Raw genomic sequence first — 6070 nt, forward strand, 5'->3', positions numbered from 1 at the left:
GTGCTTCACGTACTATTATTTTCATAGCTGCTCCAGCACAGCTGACAAGGGCTGCTGGCCAAAAAGCTTGGTCATTCTGGAGAAAATCCCGGTTTTGGCGGTTTCGAAGGTCAGGGCATGGCGTTCGCCGCACAGGCTCAGCCGGACGGTGTTGCCGCCTTGCTGCAAGGCAAGCAGGCGAGCCGCTTCGCCGGCATCGAGTGCTGCCCAGGCTTGCGCGTAGGCGACCCAGTCGTCGTTGAACGCCGCCTGTGCCAGGCTGCGCGAGACGGTGACATCGGGTTGTGGCCTGGGGCTGAAATTCTCGGGCAAGGCACCGCTGCCGCTGATCCAGAACGAGTTGACGGTGGCCTGCCTGCTGGCCGCACGCGCATCGTTGACCGAATGCGTGTAAAGCAGCATCTGCATCTCGTTCTGTAGCAGTCGCATGGCGGTAGCGCCCACGTGCGCCACTTCGTGGGTCTCGCCACTTCCTTTCAGGGTCGATTTCGCTTGAGGCGGTCCGACGGAAAATTCTCCGGGAGGCCCCATGCCGGCACCAGGCAGCCAAGGCGCCACATTGCGGCCCAGTACGCGGTCCAGTGACGCACTGGGCAGGTCGCGAAACAGCTCGCCTTCGGCCAGCCAGCGTGTCGGTTCCGAATAGTGCAGCGTGATGCCGTAGGTCTCGAAGTAGGGCTGCATGGCCGCGAGCAGGGTGCGCGATTCGCCTTCCTGCAGGCCAAGCGCGGCCGGGTCGGTCATGGTGGCGTGTTCGCGGCCCATGGCCCAGTGGCAGGGTGTGATGTGGGCCCAGGCCTTGCTGTCCCGCACCCCACCGGCCTGCAGCTGTTGCCAGGCGGCCCAGGGGATCAGGCCGTCGGTCGCGGGCAGGCCCAGTGCGCGGGCCAGCACACGTTCGTGCGGGGGCGAGAGTGAATACACATTGCCGCGGTCGCTGTGAACCTCTTTCATGCCCTGCAACAGTTTGCCGAAGTTACGAAAACTTGTGGAAGGCATGGCCTTCACGGTGGGCAGCCATTCGTCGGAGACACAGGCGGCTAACGGCAGTACCCAGTGGTGCTGGGGCGGAGAGAGGGAATCGGGCATACGCCTATTGTCCGGGATTGCAGGAGCCCTCGGCATAACGCCCTCAAGCGCGGCGGGCGTTGTACAGCGGGTCCCCCGGCTGATGCCACAATCGCTTCATGCAAATTCCCTACGAACTGATTTTGGGCTGGCGCTACACCCGCGCGGGCCGTGCCACACGGCGCAACGGGTTTATTTCCTTCATCTCGGGCGTCTCCATGCTGGGCATCGCGCTGGGGGTGGCGGCATTGATCATTGTGCTCAGCGTGATGAACGGTTTCCAGAAGGAAGTGCGTGACCGCATGCTGGGCGTGATTTCGCATATCGAGGTGTTTGCGCCCAACGGCGCCGCGCTGCCCGATGTGCAGAAAACCCTGGCCGAAATCAGGCAGAACCCCAACGTCATCGGCGCCGCCAGTTTTATTTCTGCGCAGGCCCTGCTGGCGCGCGGCGAGGACATGAAGGGCGCCATCGTGCGCGGCATCGACCCGGCACATGAAGGCGAGGTCACCGACCTGGCGGTGGATCTGAAAGACACGGCGCTACCCCGCCTGGTGTCTGGCCAGTTCGGCGTGGTGCTCGGAGGTGAGCTGGCACGTGCATTGGGAGTGCGTGAAGGGGATTCCGTGACGCTGATTGCCCCAAGCGGCCAGGTCACCCCGGCGGGCGTGGTGCCGCGGCTCAAGCAGATGACGGTGGTCGGCACTTTCGACTCCGGCCACTTTGAATACGACTCGGCGCTGGTCATGCTGCACCAGGACGATGCTGCCCGGATTTTCCGGCTGGAAGGCCCGACCGGCATACGCATCAAGCTCCAGGACCTGCACCAGGCGCGCGAGGTGGCGGCCGAGCTGTCGCGCACCCTGAGCGGCGACCTGCTGATTCGCGACTGGACACGGCAGAACCGGACCTGGTTTGCCGCCGTGCAGCTCGAAAAACGCATGATGTTCATCATCCTGACACTGATCGTTGCGGTCGCGGCCTTCAACCTGGTCAGCACGCTGGTCATGACGGTGACCGACAAGCGCGCCGACATCGCCATCCTGCGAACCCTGGGTGCCAGCCCGAAAAGCATCATGGGTGTGTTCATGGTGCAGGGCGCCATGGTGGGTGTCATCGGCACGTTTTCGGGGCTGCTGCTGGGCCTGGGCATTGCGCTGAACATCGACGTGATCGTGCCGGCGCTCGAGCAACTGCTGAATGCCAGCTTTTTGCCCAAGGACATTTACCTGATCAGCCGCATGCCAAGCGACCCGCAATACGCCGACATCATGCCGATTGCCGTCATTGCGCTGGTGCTGGCTTTCCTGGCCACCATCTATCCGAGCTGGCGTGCCAGCCGCGTTAATCCCGCAGAGGCCCTGAGATATGAATGAAAAGAATTTCATAAATCCGATGTCCGGGCGCATGGCTGCGTTGCGCGGTGCTCGGAATCCTCATGCACCTAAGTGCATTCCGGTGTCCTGCGCTCCGGGCGCCTTGCCCTGCATCCCGGGCACCGAATTTCTGAAACTCTTTTTGGGTGCTTCCTATGAGTGATGTGGTGCTCAAAGCTCAAGGCCTGACCAAACGTTTCCACGAAGGCCCGATCGACCTGACCGTGTTGCATGGCGTGGACCTGCAGGTGCACGCCGGTGAGACGCTGGCGATTGTCGGCGCCTCGGGTTCGGGTAAAAGCACCTTGCTGCATTTGATGGGGGGCCTGGACGCACCGACTAGCGGGCAGGTTGAACTCCAGGGCCAGCGCCTCTCGTCGCTGTCGGCGGCCGAACAGGGCGAGCTGCGCAACCGGCACCTGGGTTTTGTCTACCAGTTCCACCACCTGCTGCCCGAGTTCAGCGCGCTCGACAACGTCGCCATGCCTTTGTGGATACGGCGTGACGACCGCGAGAAAGCCGCACAGACCGCCGCCAGCATGCTGGCCAGTGTGGGCCTGAAGGACCGCGTTCACCACCGTCCCGCCGAACTCTCCGGCGGCGAGCGCCAGCGCGTGGCGATTGCGCGTGCGCTCGTCACCCGGCCGGCCTGCGTGCTGGCCGATGAACCCACGGGCAACCTGGACCGGACCACCGCCGACGGCGTGTTCGAGCTGATGCTGCAGCTCGCGCGCGAACACGGCACGGCTTTTGTGATGGTGACCCATGACGAGTCACTGGCAGCGCGTTGTGAAAGGCGGTTCAGACTGGTGGAGGGGCGTCTCTCCGAGCGGGAATGAGCCCGCTTTTCCTATGTTGATCGCGGCATGAGGTGGTTGTTTCTGTCGTTGCTTCTGGTGATCGGAACTTTGGCCAATCTCTTTCTCATCACACGCAGTTTTCCTTCTAGCCTGCTTGGATTTGCCATTGTTGATTTGATGCTGCTGGGTCTCGGATTGATATGGTATGGGGCTTACTTCGAGACGACCCTCCTCAACCCCCGCAGTCAAAGATGGGGATTTGCCCTGCTTTGCATGTCGCTGGGAATCTGGATTGCGTCTATGGGTGTCGAAGCGGCTGTTTCGCAGTCCTGCGAAGGTTTAACTTCAAGCCGATCACGAAAGCTCCGCGAGCAGTTTTTTCTCGCAATCCAGTCTTGGGGCTATTGCCGGGAGTTGGGCTATTTTGTGGGTGGTCTCGGCGTATGGGTCACGTGGATAGGCTTAAAAAGAGTGTTCCGGATGGCCTTGCGTCGCCAGCGATGACTTGGTAAGGCAGCTAGTGCCTCTTTTCAAAGTGTCAAAAGAGCGGCTTCAAAGAATCCGGTTAAACCACAACAGCGACAGCGAAGCAGACATCAGCGCCAGCAGCGCCGCGGCCAAAGCCAGCAGGCCGGAAATTTCAGTCTCTTTTTTCTCGACCGTCAGGCGCGAGCTCAGCGTTTCATAAACCTTTTTCAGGTCCGCCGCCGTGCCGGCATAAAAGTATTCGGCCTGGGTCTGGGTGGCGATGGCCTTGAGGGTTTCCTCGTCCAGCCTGACGCGCATGGACCAGCCTTCAAACCCGATGGTTTCGCCGTCCACCGTGCCCACGCCCACGGTGTAGACACGCACGCCGCGATCGGCCGCCATCTTGGCAGCTTCCATGGAGTCGACGCCGGTGGTGCGCTGGCCATCCGTCAGCAGGATGACGGCCGCCGAGGTGTAGGAGCCCGGGGCGACCGGAACGAATTCCTTCTTCGGCTCTTTCGGGGCCTGGTCGATCGCTATGCCGCTGGTACGGTTGCGGCCATAGGTCAGCGAGGCCAGATCGATGCCCGCATCCGGAAACAGCTCGGCCAGCGAAACAACGATGGCGTTGCCGATGGCGGTGGCACGCTGCAGCTGGAACTTGTCGATGGCCGTGACCAGGTCTTCCCGGCTCAGGGTGGGCGACTGCACCACAGAGGCGGTACCGGCAAAAGCGACGATGCCGACCCGCACGCTGCGCGGCAGGTCGGCCAGGAAGGCCTTGGCCGCATTTTGTGACGCCACCAAGCGGTTCGGCTGCACATCGGTGGCGCGCATGCTGCCCGACACGTCCATCGCGAGGATGATGGTTTCGTGCTGCGAGGGCAGGGTGACCACGGCAAAGGGGCGTGCCGCAGCCAGCAGCATGGCCGCCATGGCCAGCAGGAAAAGCAGGGGCGGAATGTGGCGCCGGAAACTTTGCCCCGCGCCCATGGCTTCGCGCACGATGGACAGGCTCGCATAACGCAGCGCCATTTTCTTCTTGCGGCGCAGCAGCCACACATACACAGCGACCAGCAGCGGCAGGGCCAGCATCAGCCAGAGAAACTGGGGCCAGAGAAAGGTCATGGGCGGGTTCATGGAAAAACTCTCCTGGGTGTGCCGCGCTCAGGCGGCCGCCTTGAGATGGCCGGGCAGCTTGCCCCGGCCGTTTCTGCCGGCTGCACCCGAGGCCTGGCCGCGACGCTTGCGCAGTTCGGTAAAACGCATGATGGCATCGACCAGGTCGCCGTCGGTGGCCAGCTCCAGCGTGTCCACACCGGCTTGCGCCAGGGCCTGGCGCAGATCGGCTTCGCGCTGCGCGGCAATGCGGGCGAAGCGTTTGCGAAACCCGGCATCGTGGGTGTCGACCAGCAACTGCTCACCGGTTTCTGCGTCGCGTATCGGTATCAGGCCGAGGTCGGGCAGTTCGAGCTCGAGCGGGTCGAGCAGGCGCACGGCGACCACTTCATGGCGCTGCGCCAGTTGGCCCAGCGTTTTTTCCCAGCCAGGCTCGCTGATGAAGTCGGACACCACAAACACGGTCGAGCGGCGGCGCAGAAACTGGGCGGCGGAACGCAGCAAATCGTCCAGGCGTGTGGGTGCAGTTCCGGTGGGTTCGGGGCGCGCCTGCATGGTGTGCAGCAGGCGCAACACATGCGCGCGGCCGCCGCGTGCAGGAAGCACGGTGTCCACACCAGTGCCGTACAGCATGGCGCCGACACGGTTGCCGTGGCGCGTCAGCACGCGGGCCAGCACTGCGACAAATTCGCTGGAGACCTGGCTTTTGCGCTGGCTGCCCGAACCGAAATCGACCGAGGGGCTCAGGTCCAGCAGGAACCAACTGGCCATCTCGCGGTCTTCGGTGAAGACACGTACATGCGGCGACTGCAGACGCGCCGTGACATTCCAGTCGATGTGGCGCACGTCGTCATGGTGCTGGTATTCGCGCAGGTCGGCCAGGTCCATGCCGGTGCCGCGCATCAGCGTACGGTAGTCACCCTGCAGCAGGCCGTCGAGCCGGCGCAGCACCGTCCATTCCAGGCGGCGCAGCACATGTTCGGCACCCGCCGCGGCGCCAGGCTGCGCCGGAGCCGCCGATGCCTGGATGGGCGCTTCGGCCTGGGGTTGAGCAGATTTGCGAAACCAGTTTTTCATGACCGGTCAGTTGCCCCGCATAGGGCATCTCTCGACAAGCTCAGGACGAACGGAATCGGAATCGCGCGAGCGCGGACCTTGATTCAGGCCAGCCGGGGCCGCGGGTCCGGCTTTGCCGGCCCGCAGGCGCAGCGCCCCCTCGGGGGGCAGGGAGCTACACGC

Annotated in this window: 6 protein-coding genes; 3 read left to right on the top strand and 3 right to left on the bottom strand. The window is 63.4% G+C overall.

Translation table 11 applies throughout. The features are described from left to right. Window positions 1-21: 21 nt before the first annotated feature. Entirely contained in the window at window positions 22-1089 is a 1068-nt protein-coding gene (locus WA904_RS02815) for a hypothetical protein (protein WP_425195607.1), read from the bottom strand. Between the two features lie 98 nt (window positions 1090-1187). Between WA904_RS02815 and WA904_RS02820 the strand changes: the two genes are divergently transcribed. The 3 genes from WA904_RS02820 (at window position 1188) to WA904_RS02830 (ending at window position 3748) form a co-directional block, all read left to right on the top strand. After that, window positions 1188-2444, top strand: coding sequence for a lipoprotein-releasing ABC transporter permease subunit (locus WA904_RS02820; RefSeq protein WP_425195608.1), 1257 nt, complete (start codon window positions 1188-1190; stop codon window positions 2442-2444). A gap of 155 nt (window positions 2445-2599) precedes the next feature. After that, the gene (gene lolD / locus WA904_RS02825; RefSeq protein WP_425195609.1) at window positions 2600-3283 is read left to right on the top strand and encodes a lipoprotein-releasing ABC transporter ATP-binding protein LolD; all 684 of its coding nucleotides are present in this window, start codon (window positions 2600-2602) and stop codon (window positions 3281-3283) included. A gap of 27 nt (window positions 3284-3310) precedes the next feature. Beyond that, window positions 3311-3748, top strand: a complete 438-nt coding sequence (locus WA904_RS02830; protein WP_425195610.1) for a hypothetical protein — start codon at window positions 3311-3313, stop codon at window positions 3746-3748. 48 nt (window positions 3749-3796) lie between these two features. Here WA904_RS02830 and WA904_RS02835 read toward each other — a convergent pair whose 3' ends face one another. Beyond that, window positions 3797-4840, bottom strand: coding sequence for a VWA domain-containing protein (locus WA904_RS02835; RefSeq protein ID WP_425195612.1), 1044 nt, complete (start codon window positions 4838-4840; stop codon window positions 3797-3799). A 39-nt stretch (window positions 4841-4879) separates the two neighbouring features. Then, window positions 4880-5908, bottom strand: a complete 1029-nt coding sequence (locus WA904_RS02840; protein ID WP_425195611.1) for a DUF58 domain-containing protein — start codon at window positions 5906-5908, stop codon at window positions 4880-4882. Window positions 5909-6070: the final 162 nt, after the last annotated feature.

This window comes from Polaromonas sp., from assembly GCF_049790275.1.
In the GTDB taxonomy this organism is placed as follows: Bacteria; Pseudomonadota; Gammaproteobacteria; order Burkholderiales; family Burkholderiaceae_C; genus Polaromonas.

Bases quoted from the DNA above. Each gene is read 5' to 3' on its own strand.
- WA904_RS02815 (WP_425195607.1), bottom strand. From the start codon at position 1,089: ATGCCCGATTCCCTCTCTCCGCCCCAGCACCACTGGGTACTGCCGTTA.
- WA904_RS02820 (WP_425195608.1), top strand. From the start codon at position 1,188: ATGCAAATTCCCTACGAACTGATTTTGGGCTGGCGCTACACCCGCGCG.
- lolD (WP_425195609.1), top strand. From the start codon at position 2,600: ATGAGTGATGTGGTGCTCAAAGCTCAAGGCCTGACCAAACGTTTCCAC.
- WA904_RS02830 (WP_425195610.1), top strand. From the start codon at position 3,311: ATGAGGTGGTTGTTTCTGTCGTTGCTTCTGGTGATCGGAACTTTGGCC.
- WA904_RS02835 (WP_425195612.1), bottom strand. From the start codon at position 4,840: ATGACCTTTCTCTGGCCCCAGTTTCTCTGGCTGATGCTGGCCCTGCCG.
- WA904_RS02840 (WP_425195611.1), bottom strand. From the start codon at position 5,908: ATGAAAAACTGGTTTCGCAAATCTGCTCAACCCCAGGCCGAAGCGCCC.